The organism is Cupriavidus sp. 2KB_3 (assembly GCF_052115685.1).
In the GTDB taxonomy this organism is placed as follows: domain Bacteria; phylum Pseudomonadota; class Gammaproteobacteria; order Burkholderiales; family Burkholderiaceae; genus Cupriavidus; species Cupriavidus campinensis.
This window is the reverse complement of record NZ_JBFRHD010000008.1, coordinates 191648-213846: the sequence shown is the minus strand read 5'-3', so window position 1 is coordinate 213846 and position 22199 is coordinate 191648. Positions and strand designations below refer to the sequence as shown.

General features: G+C 68.8%; 19 protein-coding genes. 11 read left to right on the top strand and 8 right to left on the bottom strand.

Going from position 1 to position 22199, the window contains the following annotated elements; all coding sequences use genetic code 11:
- Positions 1-72 precede the first annotated feature (72 nt).
- Complete coding sequence (locus tag AB4120_RS11200; protein ID WP_441642244.1) at positions 73-1857, top strand: beta-barrel assembly-enhancing protease; 1785 nt, start codon at positions 73-75, stop codon at positions 1855-1857.
- Positions 1858-1866: 9 nt separating this feature from the next.
- Here the strand turns inward: AB4120_RS11200 and AB4120_RS11195 are convergent, their stop codons facing one another.
- The 6 genes from AB4120_RS11195 to AB4120_RS11170 form a co-directional block, all read right to left on the bottom strand.
- Positions 1867-2475 (bottom strand): DUF2946 family protein, encoded by a 609-nt coding sequence (locus AB4120_RS11195; protein ID WP_441642243.1) that lies wholly within the window; start codon positions 2473-2475, stop codon positions 1867-1869.
- Positions 2476-2484: 9 nt separating this feature from the next.
- A complete protein-coding gene (locus AB4120_RS11190; RefSeq protein ID WP_441642242.1) occupies positions 2485-3564 on the bottom strand; it encodes a YheT family hydrolase in 1080 nt (359 codons plus the stop codon).
- Positions 3565-3577: 13 nt separating this feature from the next.
- A complete protein-coding gene (locus AB4120_RS11185) occupies positions 3578-4018 on the bottom strand; it encodes a YybH family protein (protein WP_149136641.1) in 441 nt (146 codons plus the stop codon).
- 10 nt (positions 4019-4028) lie between these two features.
- Positions 4029-5051 carry a lipopolysaccharide heptosyltransferase II gene (waaF, locus tag AB4120_RS11180; RefSeq protein ID WP_092292025.1) on the bottom strand — a complete coding sequence of 341 codons (1023 nt, stop codon included), beginning with the start codon at positions 5049-5051 and terminating at the stop codon, positions 4029-4031.
- Positions 5052-5163: 112 nt separating this feature from the next.
- Positions 5164-5358 carry a zinc-finger domain-containing protein gene (locus AB4120_RS11175; RefSeq protein ID WP_149136640.1) on the bottom strand — a complete coding sequence of 65 codons (195 nt, stop codon included), beginning with the start codon at positions 5356-5358 and terminating at the stop codon, positions 5164-5166.
- A gap of 62 nt (positions 5359-5420) precedes the next feature.
- A complete protein-coding gene (locus AB4120_RS11170) occupies positions 5421-6341 on the bottom strand; it encodes a branched-chain amino acid transaminase (protein ID WP_149136639.1) in 921 nt (306 codons plus the stop codon).
- A 109-nt stretch (positions 6342-6450) separates the two neighbouring features.
- Here AB4120_RS11170 and AB4120_RS11165 point away from each other — a divergent pair, with 109 nt between their 5' ends.
- From AB4120_RS11165 to AB4120_RS11145, 5 genes are all read left to right on the top strand, one after another.
- Positions 6451-9411, top strand: a complete 2961-nt coding sequence (locus AB4120_RS11165; protein WP_441642241.1) for a DEAD/DEAH box helicase — start codon at positions 6451-6453, stop codon at positions 9409-9411.
- Positions 9412-9633: 222 nt separating this feature from the next.
- The gene (locus AB4120_RS11160; protein ID WP_149136638.1) at positions 9634-11172 is read left to right on the top strand and encodes an amidase; all 1539 of its coding nucleotides are present in this window, start codon (positions 9634-9636) and stop codon (positions 11170-11172) included.
- 31 nt (positions 11173-11203) lie between these two features.
- Positions 11204-12529, top strand: a complete 1326-nt coding sequence (locus tag AB4120_RS11155) for an MFS transporter (protein ID WP_441642240.1) — start codon at positions 11204-11206, stop codon at positions 12527-12529.
- A gap of 203 nt (positions 12530-12732) precedes the next feature.
- Entirely contained in the window at positions 12733-13566 is an 834-nt protein-coding gene (locus AB4120_RS11150) for an AzlC family ABC transporter permease (RefSeq protein WP_441642239.1), read from the top strand.
- Positions 13563-13886, top strand: a complete 324-nt coding sequence (locus AB4120_RS11145) for an AzlD domain-containing protein (protein ID WP_441642238.1) — start codon at positions 13563-13565, stop codon at positions 13884-13886. The genes AB4120_RS11150 and AB4120_RS11145 overlap by 4 nt, the downstream gene beginning before the upstream one ends.
- Before the next feature lie 32 nt (positions 13887-13918).
- Here the strand turns inward: AB4120_RS11145 and AB4120_RS11140 are convergent, their stop codons facing one another.
- Together AB4120_RS11140 and AB4120_RS11135 are read right to left on the bottom strand one after the other, a co-directional pair.
- Positions 13919-15064, bottom strand: a complete 1146-nt coding sequence (locus tag AB4120_RS11140) for a helix-turn-helix transcriptional regulator (protein ID WP_441642237.1) — start codon at positions 15062-15064, stop codon at positions 13919-13921.
- Positions 15065-15193: 129 nt separating this feature from the next.
- Positions 15194-16300, bottom strand: a complete 1107-nt coding sequence (locus tag AB4120_RS11135; RefSeq protein ID WP_149136635.1) for a helix-turn-helix transcriptional regulator — start codon at positions 16298-16300, stop codon at positions 15194-15196.
- Between the two features lie 437 nt (positions 16301-16737).
- Between AB4120_RS11135 and AB4120_RS11130 the strand changes: the two genes are divergently transcribed.
- From AB4120_RS11130 to purE, 5 genes are all read left to right on the top strand, one after another.
- Positions 16738-17934, top strand: a complete 1197-nt coding sequence (locus AB4120_RS11130) for a phosphoglycerate kinase (RefSeq protein WP_149136634.1) — start codon at positions 16738-16740, stop codon at positions 17932-17934.
- A gap of 72 nt (positions 17935-18006) precedes the next feature.
- Complete coding sequence (pyk, locus tag AB4120_RS11125) at positions 18007-19443, top strand: pyruvate kinase (RefSeq protein WP_149136633.1); 1437 nt, start codon at positions 18007-18009, stop codon at positions 19441-19443.
- Positions 19444-19563: 120 nt separating this feature from the next.
- Positions 19564-20628 (top strand): class II fructose-bisphosphate aldolase, encoded by a 1065-nt coding sequence (fba, locus tag AB4120_RS11120; protein ID WP_144197297.1) that lies wholly within the window; start codon positions 19564-19566, stop codon positions 20626-20628.
- A gap of 117 nt (positions 20629-20745) precedes the next feature.
- Positions 20746-21654, top strand: a complete 909-nt coding sequence (locus tag AB4120_RS11115) for a phosphoribosylaminoimidazolesuccinocarboxamide synthase (RefSeq protein WP_149136632.1) — start codon at positions 20746-20748, stop codon at positions 21652-21654.
- 21 nt (positions 21655-21675) lie between these two features.
- On the top strand, positions 21676-22173 hold the full coding sequence (gene purE, locus AB4120_RS11110) for a 5-(carboxyamino)imidazole ribonucleotide mutase (RefSeq protein WP_092292053.1): 498 nt from the start codon (positions 21676-21678) through the stop codon (positions 22171-22173).
- The last annotated feature ends 26 nt before the right edge of the window (positions 22174-22199 follow it).

The window sequence follows — 22199 nt, the reverse complement described above, 5'->3', positions numbered from 1 at the left end:
TCCGGGGAGGCAACGCGGGCCAAGGAGTCTGCCGGATTGGGAACGCGCGGCGGAGGCCGCTATCATAGCAATATGCCCAAGACCTCCTGGCGCCGTCGCCTGCCCGCTCCGGCGCGCGCCGCCGACACCGCTCCCGCTGCTTTGGCCGCCCCCGCCATGCGCGCGTCACTTGCCCGTGCCGTGGCGGCCGCGCTCGTGCTGACCATGGCCGCGCCGGCCTGGCCGCAGGGCTTGACTTTGCCCGCCTCGCGGCTCGCGCCGTCCTCGCAGCAGCCGGCGCCCACCACGGAGCTGGCGCCCGATGCCAGCGACCAGGTCTACGACAATCTCAACCGCAGTGTCAGGGCGGGTCAGAAGTCCGAATTCGGATTGCGGACCAACAACCCGGTCGTGGAGGGCGGCAGCCTGCAGCTGCCGGACCTCGGCGACCCGTCCACGGCATCGCTGTCGCCGGACATGGAGCGGCGGCTGGGCGACCGGATCATGCGCGATATCCGCCGCGATACCGACTACGTCTCGGACCCCCTGCTCAACGACTATCTCAACGCGCTCGGCTACCGGCTGGTGCAGGCCGCGCGCCGCCAGAACGTGGCCGGTTCGAATGGCGAGGGCACCTTCGCCACCGGCTTCGAGCTGTTTGGCGTGCGGGACCGCTCGATCAACGCCTTCGCGCTGCCGGGCGGCTATATCGGCGTGCATACCGGGCTGCTGGTGCAGTCGGAAACCGAATCGGAACTCGCTTCCGTGCTTGGCCATGAAATCGGCCACGTGATGCAGCGCCATATCGCGCGTGGCATCACCAAGCAGGATGAGTCGATGTGGATCGCGCTGGCGTCGATGGTGCTGGCCGGGCTGGCCGCCACCAAGAGCGGCGATGCGGCCGCGGCGCTGGCCATGGGCGGGCAGGGCGCGGCGGTGGCCAACCAGCTGTCGTTCTCGCGCGGGGCCGAGCGCGAGGCCGACCGCGTCGGCTTCCAGATCATGACCGCCGCCGGCTTCGACCCGCAGGGCATGCCCGATTTCTTCTCGCGGCTCCAGCGCGTGACCGGTATCTCGGACAACTCGATCCCGGCCTATGTGCGCACCCACCCGCTGACCTCCGAACGTATCGCCGACATGCAGGACCGCGTGCGCCACGTGTCCGTGCGCAAGGTCGGCAACACGCCCGAGTACGAGTTCGCGCGGGCGCGGTCGCGCGTGATCCAGGCCACCACCCCCAACGATCAGCGCAACGTGCTGGAGACGTTCAAGTCGCAAGCGGCGAATGCCTCGCCGGTGCGGCAGCCGGCGATCTACTACGGTATCGCCTTCGCCAACCAGCGGCTGGGCCGCTACGCGGACGCCGACCGGGCGCTGGCCGAGGCGCGCCGGCTCTACGGCACGATTCCATCCGCTACCTCGGGCAGTCCGATGCTCGACGTCATGGCGATCGAGCTGGCGCGGGCCGAGGGTCGTCCGCAGGAGGCGCTGGCGCAGGCCCAGGCCTCGATGCGCGCGTTCCCGCTCTCCCATGCCGTGGCGCTGACCTATGCCGATTCGCTGGTCGCCGCCGGCAAGCTCGACGAGGCCGTGACCTTCCTGCGCGCCCGCACGCGCGAGGAATCCGCGCGCGCCGAATGGTGGGAGCTGCTCGCGCGCGCCTACGCGGCGCAGGGCAAGCGGCTCCAGCAGCATCAGGCGCTAGCCGAGAAATACGCGATGGACGGGTCCTATCAGGCGGCCATCGAGCAGTTGCAGATCGCCCGCAAGGCCAGTGATGGCGATTTCTACTCGCTGTCCGAGGTCGATGCGCGGCTGCACCAGCTCCAGCTTCGCTTCCGCGAGGAGAAGCAGGACAACAAGGGCATGCCGAACTGAGGCTTGGCCTCAGCCAGCTTCGGCTTCCGGCGCGGGCGCGCGGACGAAGCCGAAGCGCGTCGGCACTTCGTCCTCGGCAATCGGTTCGATGTCGAAATCGCGCCCGGCGTGGTGGAACACCCCCAGCGCCGCGCCGCACGCCTCTCCATGCCAGGTGCAGGTGCTGCTGAAGGCGTCGAGATCATGGTCGTGCAGCAGCGCGGCCTGCACCGGCGCGCCATCCCCATCCCCATCCCTATCCTCCAGACCTTCCACCGTCCCCGCCAGCAGCACGTTGCCGTGCTCGTCGGCATGGCAGGCCGTCACGCTGAACGGCCGCCCGGTGGTGGTGGCCAGCGCGCCGTCATGCATCCGCACGATCCACGGTGCGTAGCCGAGCGCGACGAACACGCGCTGCGGCCCGTTCTGGAAGAACCAGGCGCCGCGCGCGTCGTGGGTGTAGTTGCGTTCGATGAAGTGGATCAGCGCCTCGTGGCGGATCGGGTCGCCGGACAGCCCGTGCTCCTGGGCAAACTCGTTGCGCAGGCGCCATTGCCCACGCCGGTCCAGCGCCAGCCATCCGTACGCATTCGGCACGTTGGGCCAGCGGGCCATCGCCTGCTTGACGATGTCATCCATGGTTGTCTCCTACGCCGTCTGGCGCGTGCCGCCCACACTGTCGAAGTAGTCGAGGATGCGCGTGGGCAGCCATTCGATATGGCCCGCCACCGGGAACAGCGGCAGGTGGCCCAGCACACCGGCGCGGGGCGTCATGAAGCCGACGTGGCCGCCGTGCGCCGGCTGCTCCAGCAGCACGTCGGGGCTGACCTCGGCCTGGGTCGGCAGGTGCTGGCCGGGCAGGAAGGGGTCGTTGCGCGCGTTCAGCACCAGCGTGGGAATGCGGATCTCGCCCAGCACCGGCTTGCTGGCGGCGCGCTTCCAGTAGTCATCGGTATCGCGGAAGCCGTGTAGCGGCGCGGTGACCACGTTGTCGAACGCGTACAGATCGCGGCTTGCCAGCATCGTCGCGCGGTCGAACAGGCCCGGAAACTGGTCGAGCTTGGCCAGCGACTTGCGCTTCAGCGTCTGCAGGAACATCCGGGTATAGATCAGGTTGAAGCCCTGGGAGAGCGCCGCGCCGCCCGCCGCGAGATCGAGCGGGGCCGAGATGGCTGCCGCCGCGGTCAGGAAACTCGCGCCGTGGCCTTCCTCGCCCAGATAGCGCAGCAGGGCGTTGCCGCCGAGCGAGATACCGACCGCCAGCATGCGCTGTCCTTCCTTCTGCCCCGGCCGCCCCGGCTGCACCTGCTGGCGCAGCCGCTCCAGCACCCAGCGGATCTCGGCGGAATCGCCCGAATGATAGAAGCGCGGCGCGCGGTTCAGCTCGCCCGAGCAGCCCCGGAAATGCGGGATGGCGCCCTGCCAGCCGCGTGCGCGCAGCGCGTCCATCAGGGTCTGGGCGTAATGGCTGCGCGAGTCGCCCTCGAGCCCGTGGAACATCACCACCAGCGGGGCGCCCGGCGCTACCGGGTGCGTGGTCCAGTCGACGTCGATGAAGTCGCCATCGGGGGTGTCCCAGCGTTCGCGCCGGAACGTGACGCGCCGGTGCCGCGTGAAGCGGGCCGCCAGGATGGTCTGGGCATGGCCGCCGCGCAGCCACCACGGCGTGTGGAAGGTCTCGCCGAAGGGTTTGGGATCGCTAAAGGCGGCGCCCGACTTCAGGCCCATTACGTTGCAGCGCTCAGTGCAGCGCCTGGCCTGGGGCGGCGGCCACGGCGGCTACCTGCACCGCGTTGGCCGGGCTGCAGTGGATGTGGGCCAGGCGCCAGCCCTCGTGGTTCTGCATCAGCACGTAGGTGGTGTGCACGTAGAGGTCCGCTTCCACGCGGTCCGCGCCAAAGCGCAGCGCCTCGGTCACGTCGAAGATCGACACGCCGAGCGAGGCATGGCTGCTGGTCTCGATGGCGTCGATCAGCACCGGCTGCTCCTCCAGCAGCTGCATGAAGGCCTGGCGCAGGTGGTCGTGGCCGATCAGGCGCTGGCCGTCGGGCATCACGCACGTGACCGAATCCTCGTCGAGCCAGAGGCGCAGCGCGCCGTCGGCATCGCGCAGTTTCATGGCTTCGCGGAAGGCATCGACGATGTCTTCGGCGGAATCGAACAGTCGGGCGAAACGGGGCATGTTGGCGTGGTCAGGGTCGATGCAGGAGCTTGCGCAACTCGACGAACACCATTTCGGGTTCGATGTCCTTCAGGCAGCGCAGGTGGCCCAGCGGGCACTCGCGTTTGAAGCAGGGGCTGCACTCGAGTTGCAGCCACATGATACTCGCAGCCTGTGACAGCGGGGGGGTATGGCGCGGGTCGCTGGAGCCGAAGACGGCCACCTGGGGCCGGTTCAGCGCGGCGGTCACGTGCATCAGGCCGGAGTCGTTGCAGACGGCCGCCTCGGACAGCGCGAGCAGGTCCACCGCGTCGTCGAGCGAGGTCTGGCCGCACAGGTTGCGCACGAACGGCGCCCCGGCGACGATCTCCGCCGCGATCTCGGCATCCTTGGCCGATCCGAGGGTGATGATCTGCGCATACGGGAACGAGCGGCGCAGCATCTGCGCCAGTTCGGCGAAGTGGGCGGCCGGCCAGCGCTTGGCCGGGCCGAACTCCGCCCCCGGGCAGAAGGCGATGACCCGGGTCTGCGGCGCAATGCCGAAACGCTCGGCGGTGGCGGCCATGCGCTCGGGCTTCACGCGCAGCTGCGGATCGGGAATGTGCTCCGGCAGGCGCCCGCCGGGCTTCAGGGCCAGCCGTGCGTAGTGCTCCACCATCGGCGGACGCTTGTCGCGCGGCGGGTTGGCGTGGCGCACGTTGAGCATGCCGAAGCGTGCCTCGCCGCGATAGCCGATGCGCAGCGGAATGCCGGCCAGGAACGGAATCAGCGACGACTTGAGTGAATTCGGCAGCACATAGGCTACGTCGTAGCCCTCGTGCTTGAGCTGCTGCGCAAACATCAGCCGGGCCGAGAGCTGCAGCTTGCCGTGTGCAAGGTCGCTCGGGAACACGGTGCCGATCTCGGGCATGCGTGCGAGTACGGGCGCCACCCATTTCGGGGCGAGGGCGTCGATGACCATGCGGGGGTGGCGCGCCTTGAGCAGCGCGAACAGCGGCTGCGCCATCAGCGCGTCGCCGATCCAGTTCGGGGCGATGACGAGGGCTTTTTTCATATTGTGGGTGATGCGTGGCCCGGACATGCCAATGCCCCGGGGCGCAACGCGGCCCGGGGCGGGAGGGGAGTGCGGCGGCGCGCGGCGCGGGCCGCGTGCCTCGGACGCGATCTCAGTGGTGGCCCTTCAGAACGGTGCCCGGCTTGAGCTTGTACACGGTACCGCAGTACGGGCACTTCACCTCGCCGGTGTCGGCCACGTCCAGGAACACGCGGGGATGGTAGTTCCACGCCGGGGTGTTCCCCGTGGGGCAGTGGAGGGGCATGTCTTCAGCGCCGATTTCGACGACGGATGCGGTTTGCGTCATGGTGTTGCGTTTGGCTTGCAGGGTGACTGGCTTTGTTATCGATGCGGGGATGGCGCCGGTGCTCAGACCAGCGTCAGCCACTTCTTGTACTTCTCGTCCGTGCCGCCCACGGCGGCAAAGAACGCTTCCTGGATGCGCTGGGTGACCGGGCCGCGGCGGCCTTCGCCGATGACGCGGTCGTCCAGTTCGCGGATCGGCGTGACTTCGGCGGCGGTGCCGGTGAAGAACGCTTCGTCGGCGCAGTACATTTCGTCGCGCGTGATGCGCTTTTCGCGCACCTCGATGCCGAGGTCGCGGGCAATCGTCAGCGTGGCGTCACGGGTGATGCCGTCCAGGCACGAGGCCAGGTCCGGGGTGTAGATCACGCCATTGCGCACGATGAACACGTTCTCGCCCGAGCCCTCGCTCACGTAGCCGTCGGTGTCGAGCAGCAGCGCCTCGTCGTAGCCGAGGCCGGTGGCCTCCTGGTTGGCCAGGATCGAGTTGATGTAGTAGCCGCTCGCCTTGGCGCGCACCAGCGACACATTCACATGGTGGCGCGTGAACGACGAGGTCTTGACGCGGATGCCGCGCTCCAGCCCCTCTTCGCCCAGGTAGGCGCCCCACGGCCAGGCGGCGATGGCCACGTGGATGGTGTTGCCCTTGGCCGACACGCCGAGCTTCTCGGAGCCGATCCAGACCAGCGGGCGGATGTAGCACGACTCAAGGTTGTTGGCCCGCACCACCTCGCGCTGGGCGGCCTCGAGCGTCGCTTCGTCGAACGGCATGACCATCTGGAAGATCTTGGCCGAGTTGAACAGGCGGCGCGTGTGCTCCTTGAGGCGGAAAATCGCCGTGCCGGCCGGCGTCTTGTAGGCGCGCACGCCCTCGAATACGCCCATGCCGTAGTGCAGGGTGTGCGTCAGCACGTGAATCTTGGCGTCGCGCCACTCAATCAGCTTGCCATCCATCCAGATCTTGCCGTCGCGATCCGCCATCGACATGGTTGTCTCCCTCTGCACCAGAAATGTCACAAGGCCGCCATTGTAAGCCGCGCGCCCTGATGTGCCAACGCGGCCGGGGCCGGGCGGGGGGACTACAATCGCCGTTCCGATGCCGCCCAGCCCCCATTGCCTGTCTTTGCCCTTGTCCGCGCTCCCTTCCACCCCCAATGACGATGACCGCTGGCAGGACGCCCTGGGCGAACTGGCGGCCCTGGCCGGCGCAGAAGCCCCCGTCGAGGGCGGGCGGCGCCGCCTGTTGTGGGCGCTGACTGTGGATGCCGATGGGGTCCTGGGCACGGTGGAACCGCTGGAGCAGGCCCACGGCCCGCGCGGCTGGGGCAAGCCCCGCCCGATCCCGCTGGCCCGGGTGGCCGAGGACGACACCCTGGCGCCGTGGGACGCCCGCGTGGCCCGGGCCATCCGCCGCGACCGCTCGCGCAACCGCCGCCACGTGCTGGACCGCGCCGCCGCCGTGATGGCGCTGGTCGGGCACCCGGGGGTGGTGCTGTCCCACGCGCCGACCGTGCCGATGGAGGTCACCGAGGCCGCCCCCACGCTCGAAGCCGTCCGGGAGGTTGGCAACGGCGGCGACCGCTACGTGCTCCGCATCGCCCCCCCGCTGCGCCCCGCGCCCGCCATGGAAGACCTGCTGCCCCCCGCCGCGCGCGAGGAAGCCGAGGCGCTGCGCCAGATCACGGTGCTCCAGGACGGCCCGCGCCGCCTCCGCGTGATCCGCTTCTCCGCGGCGCAGCAGCAGGCCGCGCGCCTGATTGCCGATGGGCTGGCCGTGCCCGCTGACGCCCACGCCCGGCTGGACACCACGCTGCGCGCGCTGGCCAGTCACTTCCAGGTCCATGCCGATAGCGCTGGCGAGGCGCGCCTGCGCGAGCCGGAAACCCGCCTGCGTGCCGAAGTGGCGCCGGTAGGGCGCGGCATCGGCCTGCGCCTTGTGGTCACGCCGCTGGGCCCCATGGGGCCCCGGCTGGCGCCGGGCGCGGGCCGCGCGCAGTTGATGGCGACGGTTGCCGGCGAGGCGATGGCCACCGAGCGCGACCTGGACGCCGAGCTGGCCCACGTGGCCGAGGTCTTCGCCGCCCTGCCGTTCCTGGTCGAGACCGCACCGCCCGGCGGCGAATACACCTGGACGCTGGACGACCCCGAGAACGCCCTCACCGCCGTGGAGATGCTGCCCGGCCTTGCTGGCGTGATCGACCTGGAATGGCCACGCGGCCGCGAGATCCGGCTGCTGCCCGCCGACCTCCCGCAACTGGCCGTCAGCGTGGAAACCGGCAGCGAGTGGTTCAAGCTGGTGGGCCATCTGCGCGTGGCCGAGGGGCTGGTGATGTCGCTGGAGAAGCTGGTGGCCTGGGCGCACGGCCACGCCGGGCGCTTCATGCCGATGGGGCAGGGCGTCTACGTGGCGCTGACCGGCCAGCTGCGCGCCCGCCTGCGTGACCTCGCCGGGGTGGGGGATGGGGTGCGCGACGGCATCCGCGTGCCGCTGGTGGCCGCGCCCTGGCTGGACGACGTGCTGGCCGGCGCCGGGGTGGACCCGGACGCGCACTTCCGCACCCGCGTGCGCCGGCTGCGCGCCGCGCGCGAGACGGACGCCGTCGTGCCGGCCACGCTGGCCACCGAACTGCGTCCGTATCAGGAGGAAGGCTACCGCTGGATGATGGCGCTGGCCGAGGCTGGCTTCGGCGCCTGTCTGGCCGATGACATGGGGCTGGGCAAGACGCTCCAGTCACTCGCGCTGCTGCTGGCCCGTGCCGCAGGCGGCGCAGCGCTGGTGGTGGCACCGACCTCGGTGTGCGGCAACTGGGCTGCCGAGGCGCGCCGCTTCGCCCCCACGCTCAACGTCCATGTCTATGCCGAGGGGGACCGCGTAGCCATCGTCGAGCAGTCCGGCGCCCATGACCTCGTGATCGTCTCGTACCAACTGCTCCAGCAGGCGCGCAAGGATTTCGGCGCGCGGCGCTGGCACACGGTGGTCGCCGACGAGGCGCAATCGATCAAGAATCCGTCCTCGCGCCGCGCGCAGGCCATGTTCGCGTTGGCCACTGACTGCCGCGTGGCGCTTTCCGGCACGCCGATCGAGAACCGGCTCTCCGAACTCTGGGCCGTGATGCGGTTCTGCAACCCGGGGCTGCTCGGGTCGCTGGTCCGCTTCAACGAACACTTTGCCAATCCGATCGAGCGCAATGGTGCGCGGGAGCCGCGCGTGCGGCTGCGGCGCATGATCGCGCCGTTCGTGCTGCGGCGGACCAAGGCGCAGGTGCTGGACGAACTGCCGCCGCGCACGGAGCTCGTGATCCGCGTGGAGCCCGAGCCGGCCGAGGCCGCCCACTACGAGGCGCTGCGCCGCCAGGCGCTGTCCGAGGCCGAGCGCTCGCTGCTGCGTCCGCCCGCCAGGAAGGGGCGCAAGGCACAGCCGGCAGCGCCGGCCGCACCCGACGCCCGCATCCACGTGCTGGCGCAGCTGATGCGCATGCGCCGCGCCGCGTGCGACCCGCGCCTGGCCACGCCCGAGGTGGCCGCGCCGGGCGCCAAGGTACGCGCCTTCGCCGAACTGGCCGCCACGCTGGCCGCCAACGGCCACAAGACGCTGGTGTTCAGCCAGTTCGTCGATTTCCTGCAACTGATGCGGCGCGCGCTGGACGAGGCCGGACTGGCCTACCAGTATCTGGACGGCGCCACCCCGGCCGGCGAGCGCACCCGCCGCGTGGCCGCGTTCCAGGGCGGGGCGGGCGATGTCTTCCTGATCAGCCTGAAGGCTGGCGGCTTCGGCCTGAACCTGACGGCGGCCGACTACATCGTGATTGCCGACCCGTGGTGGAACCCCGCCGCCGAGGATCAGGCGATGGGCCGCGCGCACCGCATCGGCCAGCAGCGGCCGGTCACGGTCTACCGGCTGATCACCGCCGGCACCATCGAGGAACGCATCGTGGACCTCCACCAGGGCAAGCGCGCGCTGGCGGACGGCGTGCTCGACGCCACCGACGGCGAAGCCACGGGCCGCGCCGCCGCCTTGCCGGACATCGACGAACTGGTCGGTTTGCTGCGGCGCTGATCCCCGCCTACGCACCAAACGGTATACCAAAACGCTCCCGATGATGGTGCAGCGCACCCGCGCCCGCACGCGTCAATCCCTTGAGAAGCCGCTTCCTGCCTTGTTGCGGTGCAAATCACCTTGGCATAAATACTGCCTTGTGATTTTCGGATTGGTGAATATAGTATACCGAACGCTGTAACCGCCGCCGTATCGATAGCGCCCCCTCAGGCCGCCGCACCCATGCGCCGGCCCAAGACAACACACGGAGCGAACGTGACCCTGCCTGACCTGCCGCCGGCCGACCCTGTCCGGCTGGACGACTGCTTTTTGCCGATCTGGGTAGCCGCCGAGCGGCTTGCCCGTGGCGAGACCACCGCGCAGGCGCTGGTGGACGCCTGCCAAGCCGCGTGGGTTGCCCACCATGCGACGATCAACGCACTCATCCTGCCGGACTTCGATGCCGCCCACACGGCGGCCCGCGAGAGTGACCGCCGCCGACAGGCCGGCGCCGCGCTCGGGCCGCTGGACGGCGTGCCGTTCTCGATCAAGGAATCGTTCGACGTGGCCGGCTGGCCCACCACCTGCGGCAGCCCGGCGCGCGCCGATCATCGTGCCGAGCGCGATGCGGTGGTGGTGCAGCGCCTGCGCGCCCAGGGCGCGATCCTGCTCGGCAAGACCAATGTGCCGCTGGGCCTGCGTGACTGGCAGAGCTACAACGCGATCTACGGCACCACACGCAATCCGCACGATCCGTCGCGGACGCCGGGCGGTTCCTCGGGCGGCAGCGCGGCAGCAGTCTGCGCCGGCATGAGCTTTTTCGATGTGGGCTCCGACATCGGCTCGTCGCTGCGCAACCCGGCGCACTACTGCGGCGTGTTCTCGCACAAGAGCAGTCACGGGCTGGTGCCGCTGCGCGGCCACGGCAACGCGCCGGCCGGGTTTGCCGAGCAGGACATCAACGTGGCCGGCCCGGTGGCCCGCAGCGCGCGTGACCTCGAACTGGTGCTGCGCGCCATCGCCGGCCCGGACGTGGACCTCGCGCCCGCCTGGCGGCTGGACCTGCCGGCCTGCCCGCACCAACGTCTGGCCGACTTCCGCGTGGCGGTGTTGCCGAGCCATCCGCTGGCCGATGTCGATGCCATGGTCAGCCAGCCCATCGAGGCGCTCGGCCACTGGCTGGCCGGGCAGGGCGCCAGGGTGGACTGGCACGTGCGCCCGGACTTCGACGCCGCCGCGCTATGGCGCAGCTACGTGCTGCTGCTGCGCGCCACCACCTCCGTCTATATGGATGACGCCGCCTTCGCCGACGCGCTGGCGCGCACCCGCCCGGATGTGGGTGACGATTACGCCACGCTGCAATTCACCGGCGCCACGCTGACGCATCGTGACTGGCTGCGCCTGCAAGCCGCCCGCGACCGCTTTGCCGATAGCTGGCGCCGCTTCTTCGCCGATTACGACGTGCTGCTGTGCCCGGCCGCCGCCACCACCGCGTTCCCGCTGGACGAAGCCGGCGAGCCGTGGCAGCGCACGCTGCCGGTGAACGGCCAGCCGCTGCCGCTGACCACGCAGCTGTTCTGGGCCGGCCATTCGGGGCTGTGCGGGTTGCCGTCCACGGTGGCGCCGATCGGCCCCGCGCGCGACGGCCTGCCGTGCGGCGTGCAGATCGTGGCGCGGCGCTGGGGCGATCTCACGTCGCTGCGCTTCGCCCAACTGCTTGAGGCCGCCGGCTACGCCTACCAACCGCCGCGCGGGCTGGCAGCGGCCGGCATCGATCGATAACAACACAACTGAAAACTGGGAGGAAACCATCATGATGGACTGGTTCAGGGAACTGTCGCGCGCCGAGCGCAAGGGGTTCTACGGCGCGTTTCTTGGTCATGCGGTCGATGTGTTCGACTTCATGATCTACTCCTTCCTCATCTCCACGCTGCTGGCGCAGTGGGGCATGAGCAAGTCGATGGCGGGCGCCATCGTCACCTGGACGCTGGTCTCGTCGCTGGTGGGCGCGGTGGGCGCCGGGCTGCTGGCGGACCGCTTCGGTCGCGTGCGCGTGCTGCGCTGGACCATCATCGTGTTCGCGGTGTCGTGCTTCCTGTGCGGCATGGCGAATTCGCCCGAGCAGCTGCTGGTGTTCCGCATGCTCCAGGGGCTGGGCTTCGGCGGCGAATCGTCGCTGTGCATGGTGCTGGTGACCGAGCTGATCCGCAATCCGGCCCATCGCGGCAAGTATTCGGGCTTCACCGCCAGCAGCTATTCGTTCGGCTGGGGCGGCGCGGCCATCGCCTACGCCATCACCTTCAACCTGTTCGAGCCGGAGACCGCGTGGCGCGTCTGCTTCTTCCTCGGCATCCTGCCGGCGCTGGTGGTGATCTACCTGCGCCGCAACCTCCAGGAGCCGGAAGTCTTCCTCAAGAGCCGGGCCGTGCGCGGCAAGGTCTCGCCAGGGGCCGACCTGGCGCGCGTGTTCCGCGCCCCGCTGCTGCGCAAGACCTTGCTGTGCAGCCTGCTGTCGGGCGGCATGCTGGGCGCCTACTACGCCATCGCCACCTGGCTGCCCACCTTCCTGAAGACCGAGCGGGGGCTGTCGGTATTCGGCACCAGCTCCTATCTGGCCGTGACCATCCTCGGCTCGCTGGTGGGCTACGTGGCCGGTGCCTACGCCACGGACCGCTGGGGCCGCCGGGTGACCTATATGGCGTTCGCCGCCGGCGCCTTCGTCATGGCGATGATCTATATGGTGATTCCGGTCAGCAATACGTCGATGCTGTTCCTCGGCTTCCCGCTCGGGGTGCTGATGCAGGGCGTGTTCTCGGGGATTGGCGCGACGATCTCGGAGTCGTATCCGAGTGCTGTCCGCGCCACGGGGTATGGCGTGTCGTACAACCTGGGCCGGGTGATCGGCTCGTTCTTCCCGCTCGCGGTGGGCTGGCTCAACAGCGGGCGGACCTCGCTGGCACTGGCCATCGCCATGGTGGCCGGGGTGGGCTACGCGCTGGTGATGGTGTCGGCGGCGCTGCTGCCGGAGACATCGGGCATCGACCTGGGCCAGGCCGGCGGCGGGGATGACGAGACCGACCCGGCGCAGGCGCCTGCGACGGAAGCGGCGCCGCTGGCGCCCACCGGCCGACCGGCATAAGGGTTGGAGGAAGGCGGAGCGGGGCAGAGGAGGGACGGGGGCCGATTCTCCGCGAAACAACACTCGGTGCACGCGCTTTTAAGCCGCCGCTTACCAGCGGCGGCCACGCGCCTATAATGTCTGCTTTGCCGCTGGCGCGATGCCGGCGGTGCCCCCCGACGGCCCCGCTCCACGCGCTGGCCGTACCCTTCTCGCCCTCTGCTATGACACCCCGACAGTCGTCCCCGGTGTGGTTGCGCCTCTGGCATCGCTTTGCCGAGGTGGAGCGCAACGGTTTTCTCGACGGCGCACGCTATTTCGCGCCTTCCCTGCCCGCCGTGTTCTCGTGGGGGCTGGTCACCGGGGTGGCCATGAGCAAGTCGGCGCTGACCGTGCCGGAGGCCATCGGCATGTCGCTGCTGGTCTATGCCGGCTCCGCCCAGCTGGCCGTGCTGCCGCTGTTCGCCGCCGGCCTGCCGATCTGGACCATCTGGCTCACCGCCGCCGTGGTCAACCTGCGCTTCGTCATCTTCAGCGCGGCGCTCCAGCCGCACTTCAGCTACCTGCCGATGGGCCGGCGCACCGTGCTGGGCTTCTTCAACGGCGACCTCCACTTCGTCTATTTCATGCAGAAATACGTCGAGCCGGGCTACGCGCCGGGCAAGGAGGGCTATTTCTGGGGGATGGCGCTGGTCAACTGCGCCACCTGGCAGGTCTCGTCGGTGCTCGGCATCCTGCTGGCCAGCGTGTTCCCGGACGCCTGGGGCCTCGGGCTGGCCGGCGTGATGGCGCTGATTCCGGTGATGATCGCCACGATCAACTCGCGCTCCACGCTGATGGCCGTGGTGGTGTCCGCCGTGCTGGCGCTGCTGTGCTTCGACCTCCCGTACCGGCTGGCGCTGGTGGTGGCCGTGGTGGGCGCGCTGGCGGCCGGCATGGCCAGCGACGAACTGGCCGCGCGCGCCACGCTGCGCGGCATCCGCGCCCGCAAGGCCCGCGCGCAGGCGGAGCCGGTGTCCGAGCCGCAGGTGGAACCCCAGACCGGAGACCGCGCATGAGCCACGTTGAAACCTGGGTCGCCATCGTCGGCATGGCCGTGGTGACCGTGTTCACGCGGGCGCTGTTCCTGATGGCCGGCGAGCGCGTGAGCGTGCCGGACCGCCTCCAGCGCGCGCTGCGCTATGCCCCGGCGGCGGCGCTGGCAGCCATCATCGTGCCGGAATTCATGACCTGGCAGGGGCACTTCACGATCTCGCCGATGAACGCCAAGCTGATGGCCGGCATCGCGGCCACGGTGTTCTACCTGTTCACGCGCCGCATGGTCGGGATGATCGTGGTCGGCATGGCGGTGTACACCGCGCTGCGGCTGCTCACCTGAGCCGGCTTTCCCATTTCGTTGTTAACTAATGGCTAATAGCGCGATGGCTCGGTCAGCATCGTGCTGAGCCGGGTCAGCAGGTGTGCCAGCTGCGCCTGCGTGCTGGTGCGGGTCTTGTTGAAGATCGACTTGACCTGGGTGCGGCTGGTCTCGCGCTTGATGCCGAGCTGGACGCACGCGTCCGGCAGGCCAACGCCCTGCGTCAGCAGCGCGGCCAGCCGGGTTTCCGCCGGCGTGAGGCCGAACAGGTCGCGCAGGATGGCCGGCATGGCGCGCGGCGTGCCGTAGCGTTCGTGGATGGCGGCCAGCACGGTGTGGGTCTCCATGCCTGGCAGGCTCTGCGCCATCGGCGCCAGCGCCAGGGACACGATCTGCGCGGTGCGGCCATCCGGGCCGGTGGCCTGGATGGCCTGCGCGGCCTGCAGCGTGTCTGGCGCGGCCATGGCGCGGAGCACCTCGGCGAACGGCCGTGAGAACTGCCAGTAGGCGCTGTCCGTCCACGGGCTGGCGCGCGGCCCCAGGAAGGCGGCCGGCATCAGGCGCCGCACCCACGGCTCGCCGGACTGGTTGGCGAACACCGGCTTGCCGGCCAGATCGAACACCACCACGCCGAAGGGCAGCCGGTTCAGCATGTCTTCCGACAATCGGCCCCGCGCGGCCAGTTCCTGCATGCGCTCGCGCAGGCCGATGGCATTGCGCAGGTGCGGGATCACCCAGTCCAGCGCGAGGGCGTCCGCCTCGGCATAGACATTGGCATCGAGCGGCCGTTGCAGCGACAGGTAGATCTCGTAGGTGGGATGCCGCTCGATCAGGCACGACATGACCGACGCGACATTCAGGCCGCGCAGGAACTCGCCATAGAACGGGCTGGTGCGCATGACCTGCTCGCCCACGTCGCGATGGTCGATATACCAGTCCCCCACGCTCAGGCGCTCGGCGAACGGCCGGCTCGGGTCGAACTGATAGTAGTGCGAGGTGTAGGCCTCCATGGCGTCGGGCTTGTAGTCCACCGCGTGAGTGACCACCACGCGGTCGAGCGCCCGGTTGCGCACGATCAGCGAGGCCTGCGAGCTGCCGCTCGCGCCGCACAGGGCCACCAGGCACCGCTGCCAGGCTCCCGTTTCAAAAACACCTTGGTAGAGACTTCGGATGGTCTCGTGCATTTGTCCGTCGTTCATGCCTTGCAGTCCGGCGTGGCGCGCGCGCAGAGTGTGCCCAGTTCCGGTGAAGAGGGCGGCGCGTCAAGACTTCGCATGCCTGCCACGGGTAGCGCGGCAGGGGGAAAGGGGCGATGCAGGGGAGGGGCGCTAGCCGCCCTCGAGCGCGGTGGCGAGCCGGGTCAGCATCTGCGTGAGGCGGGCCTGGCTGCCGCAGCCCGTCTTCAGGAAGATGGACTTGAGCTGCGTGCGCGCGGTCTCGTGGCGGATGCGCATCTGTCGGCTCGCCTCCGGCAGTCCTTCGCCGCAGGCCAGCCGCGTGGCCAGCCGGGTTTCGGCCGGCGTGAGTCCGTACAGTTCGCGCAGCACGGTATCGAGCAGCACGGATGGGGCGCCGGCCTCGTGCACCACCACCAGCGCGGCTGGCTGCTGCCAGGAGGCGGCGAGGATATGGGTGGGCGGCAGGGGTAGGACCAGCACCTCGGCCGTGGCGCCGGTCTTGTCGGTGGCGCGTGCGGCCTGCGCGGCCTGTGGCTGGTGGGGGTGGCAGGCGGCCTGGACCATCTCGGCAAAGCCGCGCGAGAGGCGCCAGTCGCTGGTCTTGCCGCTGGGGTCGAGCCGGCGCGCCCAGCGCTCGCCGGCCGTGTTGGCCAGCAGCAGACGGCGCTCGGGTGTGTAGACCGCCACGGCGAAAGCCAGCCGCTCCAGCAGCCGTGCCGACAGCGACGCCAGCGCGGACAGCCCGATGGTGCGTTCGCGCAGGGCGATGGCGCTGCGCATATGCGGCACGACCCAGTCGAGCGCGCGGGTGTCCTCGCCCGAGAAGGCATCCTGGCTCAGCGCGCGCTGCATCGAAAAATAGACTTCGTAGTGCGGCTGCCGTTCCACCAGGCAGGCCACGTAGGAGCGCAGGTCGAAGCGATTGAAGAAGTCGCAGTAGAACGGATGCCGCGCCATGGCCTGCGGGCCGAGGTCGCGTGCATCGATATACCAGGCGCCGGGCACCAGCCGGGGCGCGAAGATCTTGGCCGGGTCGATGGCCTGGAATTCGTTCTCGTACACGGTGAACAGTTCCGGCACCGGATTGACGATCTCGTTGACGGTGACCTGGTCGCGCACGGTGTCCCACACCATCATCGAGGCATGTGCGCTACCCGCCATTTCCGTCAGCGTGCACAGGCTCTTGTGCCACGCGCCGGGGTCCAGAATCCCTTCGTAAAGCCCACGGATTGCCCCGTGCATGCTTGCTTGGTCCATCGGATCTACCCCTGCATTCACGACAATGGACCATCCGCCTTCCGGCGCCTCGCAGTGGGGGCGGGTCGGGGGGATGGCTTTTTCGTTTTTGCCGGTCGATGCCGGCTCGCTGACTTCAACTGACGATGCGATGTACCAAATATGCGAGGTTTGCGATGCGTGTCTGACGATGCATACGTTTAGTACATTAGGGCGTACATTACCCCAACCGGGGCGGCACACCAGAGATACCTGTACCCTTCCTTCGAGGGGATTTGCAGTGAAGTTCGATGCGCTCCGGGCACTTTCGCCCATCGGGTAGGTATTAGTGACGTGTGCGGCATTTCGAGGGCCAATCGCATAAAACCGTGACGGCGATCAGGTAAAATGCCGGTTTCCCCGATTTCCAACGCGGCCGCGTGCTGTTGGCGTACCGCCCAGTCCCGTTTCTACTCGCCATGACCTCTGTCCTGCGTCTCACCGATCTCATCTCCCAAGGCAATCTCTCCGGCAAGCGCGTGTTTATCCGCGCCGATCTGAACGTGCCACAGGACGATGCCGGCAAGATCACGGAAGACACCCGCATCCGCGCCTCGGTGCCGGCCATCGAGGCCTGCCTGGGCGCCGGCGCGGCCGTCATGGTCACGTCCCACCTGGGCCGCCCGACCGAGGGCGAACTGAAGCCCGAGGACTCGCTGGCCCCGATCGCCGAACGTCTGTCCGAGCTGCTCGGCAAGCCCGTGCGGCTGGTGCAGAACTGGGTCGATGGCGTGGACGTGGCGCCCGGCCAGGTCGTGCTGCTCGAAAACTGCCGCGTGAACAAGGGCGAGAAGAAGAACAGCGACGAACTGGCCCAGAAGATGGCCAAGCTGTGCGATGTCTACGTCAACGACGCCTTCGGTACCGCGCATCGCGCGGAGGCCACCACCCACGGCATCGCCAAGTACGCGCCCGTGGCCTGCGCCGGCCCGCTGCTGGCCGCCGAGATCGACGCGCTGGGCCGCGCGCTGGGCCAGCCGGCCCGCCCGCTGGTCGCCATCGTGGCCGGTTCCAAGGTTTCCACCAAGCTGACCATCCTCAAGTCCCTGGCGGACAAGGTGGACCAGCTGATCGTCGGCGGCGGCATCGCCAACACCTTCATGCTGGCCGCCGGCCTGAAGATCGGCAAGTCGCTGGCCGAGCACGACCTGGTTGGCGACGCCCAGGCCATCATCGACATCATGGCCAAGCGTGGCGCCTCGGTGCCGATTCCCGTGGACGTGGTCTGCGCCAAGGAATTCAGCGCCACGGCCGCCGCCACGGTCAAGGACGTCAAGGACGTGGCTGACGACGACATGATCCTCGACATCGGCCCCAAGACCGCCGCCCAGCTGGCCGACCAGCTCCAGGCCGCCGGCACCATCGTCTGGAACGGCCCGGTGGGCGTGTTCGAGTTCGACCAGTTCGGCAACGGCACCAAGGTGCTGGCCGAGGCCATCGCCAACTCCAAGGGTTTCTCGATCGCGGGCGGCGGTGACACGCTGGCCGCCATCGCCAAGTACCACATCGCCGACCGCGTGGGCTATATCTCCACCGGCGGCGGCGCCTTCCTGGAGTTCCTGGAAGGCAAGACGCTGCCCGCGCTGGAAGTGCTCCAGCAGCGCGCCGCTGCCTGATTCGCCTGATTGCTCCCGATTGTTCCCAAGCCGCCCCTGTTCGTACCAGTTGCCACTGAGGAAACCGCCCGCATGACTCGTTCCACCAAGATCGTTGCCACCATCGGCCCGGCGTCGAGCACGCTGGACATGCTGACCCGCATGATTGCCGCCGGTGTCGACGTGGTGCGCCTGAACTTCTCCCACGGCACCGCGCAGGACCATATCGACCGCGCCGCAATGGTGCGCGAGGCAGCGGCGGCCTGTGGCCGCGAGGTGGCCATCATGGCCGACCTGCAGGGCCCGAAGATCCGCGTGGGCAAGTTCGAGAACGGCAAGATCACGCTGGCGCCGGGCGATCCGTTCGTGCTGGACGCCACCTGCCCGCTCGGCAACCAGGAGCGCGTGGGACTGGACTACCAGGACCTGCCGCGCGACGTGGGCCCCGGCGACGTGCTGCTGCTCAACGATGGCCTGATCGTGCTGGTGGTGGACCGCGTCATCGGCACCGAGATCTTCACCACGGTGCGCGTGGGCGGCGATCTCTCGAACAACAAGGGCATCAACCGCCAGGGCGGCGGGCTCTCGGCGCCGGCGCTGACCGCCAAGGACATGGAGGACATCAAGACCGCCATGGCCCTCGGCGCGGACTACGTGGCCGTGAGCTTCCCCAAGAACGCCACCGACATGGAAATGGCGCGCCAGCTGGCCGCCGTGGCCGGCCAGCCGCATGGCCACAAGGCGCGCATGATCGCCAAGATCGAGCGGGCCGAGGCCATCCGCCCGGGCGTGCTGGAGGAAATCCTCCAGGCGTCCGACGGCATCATGGTGGCCCGGGGTGACCTGGCCGTGGAAGTGGGCAACGCGGCGGTGCCGGCGCTCCAGAAGCGCATGATCCGCCTCGCGCGGGAGGCCAACAAGCTGACCATCACCGCCACGCAGATGATGGAAAGCATGATCGTGAACCCGGTGCCGACCCGCGCCGAGGTGTCCGACGTGGCCAACGCGGTGCTGGACGGCACCGACGCGGTGATGACTTCGGCCGAGACCGCCGCCGGGCGCTTCCCGGTGGAAACCGTCGAGGCCATGGCCGCCATCTGCCTGGAGGCCGAGAAATCCGAGGTGGTGCAGCTGGACACCGACTTCCTGAACCAGACCTTCTCGCGCATCGACCAGTCGATTGCCATGGGTGCGCTGTTCACCGCCTATCATTTGGGAGTGAAGGCCATCGCGGCGCTGACCGATTCCGGCGCCACCGCGCTGTGGATGAGCCGCCACCGGATTCACGTGCCGATCTACGCCATGACGCCGAACCTGGCCTCCCAGCGCAAGATGCAGCTGTACCGCAACGTGGTGCCGCTGCCGCTGCAGTCGAGCACGGACCGCGACGTGGCGCTGGAGCAGGCCGAGGAGCTGCTGCTGGCCCAGGGCGTGGTGCAGCGCGGCGATTTCATCGTGCTGACCATCGGCGAGCCGATGGGGCAGCCGGGCGGCACCAATACCCTCAAGATCGTGAGGGTGGGCAGTTAAGGTTTAGGAATAAGCGCGCGATGTGGCGCGCCGGACAGACGCGGCACCCTGATGGTGCGAACCTGCCGGCCCGGACATCCCCGATAAGAACCCCCCAAATTTTTCATTCAGGAGTTAGACATGCCACTCGTTTCCATGCGCCAGCTGCTGGACCATGCCGCCGAGAACAGCTACGGCCTGCCGGCCTTCAACGTGAACAACCTCGAACAGGTGCAGGCCATCATGCAGGCCGCTGACGAGGTCAACGCCCCGGTAATCATGCAGGCTTCGGCCGGCGCGCGTAAATACGCCGGCGAGCACTTCCTGCGTCACCTGATCGAAGCGGCCGTGGAAGCCTACCCGCACATCCCCGTGGTGATGCACCAGGATCACGGCCAGTCGCCGGCAATCTGCCAGGGCGCCATCGACCTCGGCTTCTCGTCGGTGATGATGGACGGCTCGCTGCGTGAAGACGGCAAGACCCCGGCCGAGTACGAGTACAACGTCGACGTGACCCGCAAGGTGGTGGCGCTGGCCCACGCCGTGGGCGTGACCGTGGAAGGCGAACTGGGCTGCCTGGGCTCGCTGGAAACCGGCGAAGCGGGCGAGGAAGACGGCATCGGCGCCGAAGGCGTGCTGGACCACTCGATGCTGCTGACCGACCCGGAGCAGGCCGCCGACTTCGTCAAGGCCACCCAGCTGGACGCGCTGGCCATTGCCATCGGCACCTCGCACGGCGCCTACAAGTTCACGCGCAAGCCCACGGGCGACATCCTGGCCATCAGCCGTATCAAGGAAATCCACGCGCGCATCCCCAACACCCACCTGGTGATGCACGGTTCGTCGTCGGTGCCCCAGGAACTGTTGGAAGAGATCCGCAAGTTCGGCGGCGACATGAAGGAAACCTACGGCGTGCCCGTCGAGGAAATCCAGGAAGCGATCAAGTTCGGCGTGCGCAAGATCAACATCGACACCGACATCCGCCTGGCCATGACCGGCGCGATCCGCCGCTTCTTTGCCGAAAACCCGAGCAAGTTCGACCCGCGCGAGTACCTGAAGCCGGCCCGCGAAGCCGCCAAGCTGGTCTGCAAGGCCCGCTACGTGGCGTTTGGCTGCGAAGGCCAGGCCAGCAAGATCAAGCCGGTCGGCCTGACCGACATCGCCTCGGCGTACAAGTCGGGCAAGCTCGCCCAGGTTGTGCAGTAATCACTGTCGTGACGGCGTCGTCCCCAGCATCGGGGGGCGACGCTTTTTTGTTTGGCTTTCCCGGGGCTTTCCCGTTTCGCTTTCCCGTTTGGCTCTCCTGCCGGCCCAGACCCCACCATGTCCCAAGCTCTCTATCAGTCCTCCATCCAGTCCCTGCCGCTGCTCGGCCATGGCAAGGTCCGCGACAACTACGCCGTTGGCGACGACAAGCTGCTGATCGTCACCACCGACCGCCTCTCGGCGTTCGACGTTATCCTGGGCGAGCCGATCCCGGCCAAGGGCCGCGTGCTGAACCAGATGGCCAACTTCTGGTTCCGCAAGCTGGCGCACATCGTGCCGAACCATGAGACCGGCATCAGCGCCGAGAGCGTGGTGGCGCCCGACGAAGTGGCGCAGGTGCAGGGCCGGGCCGTGGTGGTCAAGCGGCTGAAGCCGATCCTGGTGGAAGCCGTGGTGCGCGGCTACCTGGCCGGCAGCGGCTGGAAGGACTACCAGGCCACGGGCAAGGTGTGCGGCATCGAGCTGCCGGCCGGCCTGCAGAACGCGCAGAAGCTGCCCGAGCCGATCTTCACGCCGGCCGCCAAGGCCGAGATGGGCGAGCATGACGAGAACATCTCGTTCGCCGAGGTCGAGGAGCGGATCGGCAAGGAACTGGCTGCCCAGATGCGCGACATCTCGATCCGCCTGTACAAGGAAGCGGCCGACTTCGCCGCCACGCGCGGCATCATCATCGCCGATACCAAGTTCGAGTTCGGCCTGGACGAGAACGGCACGCTGACCCTGATGGACGAGGTGCTGACCGCCGATTCGTCGCGCTTCTGGCCGGCCGATTCGTACCAGGTGGGCACCAACCCGCCGTCGTTCGACAAGCAGTTCGTGCGCGACTGGCTCGAGGCCGTGCGCATCGACGGCAAGCCGTGGCCCAAGACCGCCCCGGCGCCCAAGCTGCCCGAGGACGTGGTGCAGAAGACCGCCGACAAGTACCGTGAGGCGCTGACCCGCCTGACCGGCGAAGCACTCGCCTAACCGCACTAGGAAGGACAGATCGTGAGCAACGCAGCAAAGCCGGTGGTCGGCGTGGTGATGGGCAGCAGTTCCGACTGGGACGTGATGCAGCACGCGGTGGCCATGCTCAAGGATTTCGGTGTCGCGTTCGAGGCACAGGTGGTCTCCGCCCACCGCATGGCCGACGACATGTTCCGCTACGCCGAGTCGGCGCGCGGCCGGGGCATCCGGGCGATCATCGCCGGCGCCGGCGGTGCCGCCCACCTGCCGGGCATGATCGCCGCCAAGACCATCGTCCCGGTGTTCGGCGTGCCTGTGCCGTCGAAGTACCTGCGCGGCGAGGATTCGCTGCTCTCCATCGTGCAGATGCCCAAGGGCGTGCCGGTGGCCACGTTCGCGATTGGCGAAGCCGGCGCGGCCAACGCGGCGCTGCACGCCATCGCCACGCTGGCCACCACCGACGACGCGCTGGCCAGCGCGCTCGAGGCGTTCCGCGCGAAGCAGACCGAGGCCGCGCGCGCCATGACGCTGCCGGCCTGAGTCTCAGTCCCTCTCTCTCTATATAT

Coding starts and splice junctions, on each gene's coding strand:
- AB4120_RS11160 (WP_149136638.1), top strand. CDS start 9,634: ATGCGCCGGCCCAAGACAACACACGGAGCGAACGTGACCCTGCCTGAC.
- AB4120_RS11165 (WP_441642241.1), top strand. CDS start 6,451: ATGCCGCCCAGCCCCCATTGCCTGTCTTTGCCCTTGTCCGCGCTCCCT.
- AB4120_RS11170 (WP_149136639.1), bottom strand. CDS start 6,341: ATGTCGATGGCGGATCGCGACGGCAAGATCTGGATGGATGGCAAGCTG.
- AB4120_RS11190 (WP_441642242.1), bottom strand. CDS start 3,564: ATGGGCCTGAAGTCGGGCGCCGCCTTTAGCGATCCCAAACCCTTCGGC.
- AB4120_RS11115 (WP_149136632.1), top strand. CDS start 20,746: ATGTCCCAAGCTCTCTATCAGTCCTCCATCCAGTCCCTGCCGCTGCTC.
- AB4120_RS11145 (WP_441642238.1), top strand. CDS start 13,563: ATGAGCCACGTTGAAACCTGGGTCGCCATCGTCGGCATGGCCGTGGTG.
- AB4120_RS11200 (WP_441642244.1), top strand. CDS start 73: ATGCCCAAGACCTCCTGGCGCCGTCGCCTGCCCGCTCCGGCGCGCGCC.
- pyk (WP_149136633.1), top strand. CDS start 18,007: ATGACTCGTTCCACCAAGATCGTTGCCACCATCGGCCCGGCGTCGAGC.
- AB4120_RS11175 (WP_149136640.1), bottom strand. CDS start 5,358: ATGACGCAAACCGCATCCGTCGTCGAAATCGGCGCTGAAGACATGCCC.
- waaF (WP_092292025.1), bottom strand. CDS start 5,051: ATGAAAAAAGCCCTCGTCATCGCCCCGAACTGGATCGGCGACGCGCTG.
- AB4120_RS11195 (WP_441642243.1), bottom strand. CDS start 2,475: ATGGATGACATCGTCAAGCAGGCGATGGCCCGCTGGCCCAACGTGCCG.
- AB4120_RS11150 (WP_441642239.1), top strand. CDS start 12,733: ATGACACCCCGACAGTCGTCCCCGGTGTGGTTGCGCCTCTGGCATCGC.
- AB4120_RS11130 (WP_149136634.1), top strand. CDS start 16,738: ATGACCTCTGTCCTGCGTCTCACCGATCTCATCTCCCAAGGCAATCTC.
- AB4120_RS11155 (WP_441642240.1), top strand. CDS start 11,204: ATGATGGACTGGTTCAGGGAACTGTCGCGCGCCGAGCGCAAGGGGTTC.
- fba (WP_144197297.1), top strand. CDS start 19,564: ATGCCACTCGTTTCCATGCGCCAGCTGCTGGACCATGCCGCCGAGAAC.
- AB4120_RS11135 (WP_149136635.1), bottom strand. CDS start 16,300: ATGGACCAAGCAAGCATGCACGGGGCAATCCGTGGGCTTTACGAAGGG.
- AB4120_RS11140 (WP_441642237.1), bottom strand. CDS start 15,064: ATGAACGACGGACAAATGCACGAGACCATCCGAAGTCTCTACCAAGGT.
- AB4120_RS11185 (WP_149136641.1), bottom strand. CDS start 4,018: ATGCCCCGTTTCGCCCGACTGTTCGATTCCGCCGAAGACATCGTCGAT.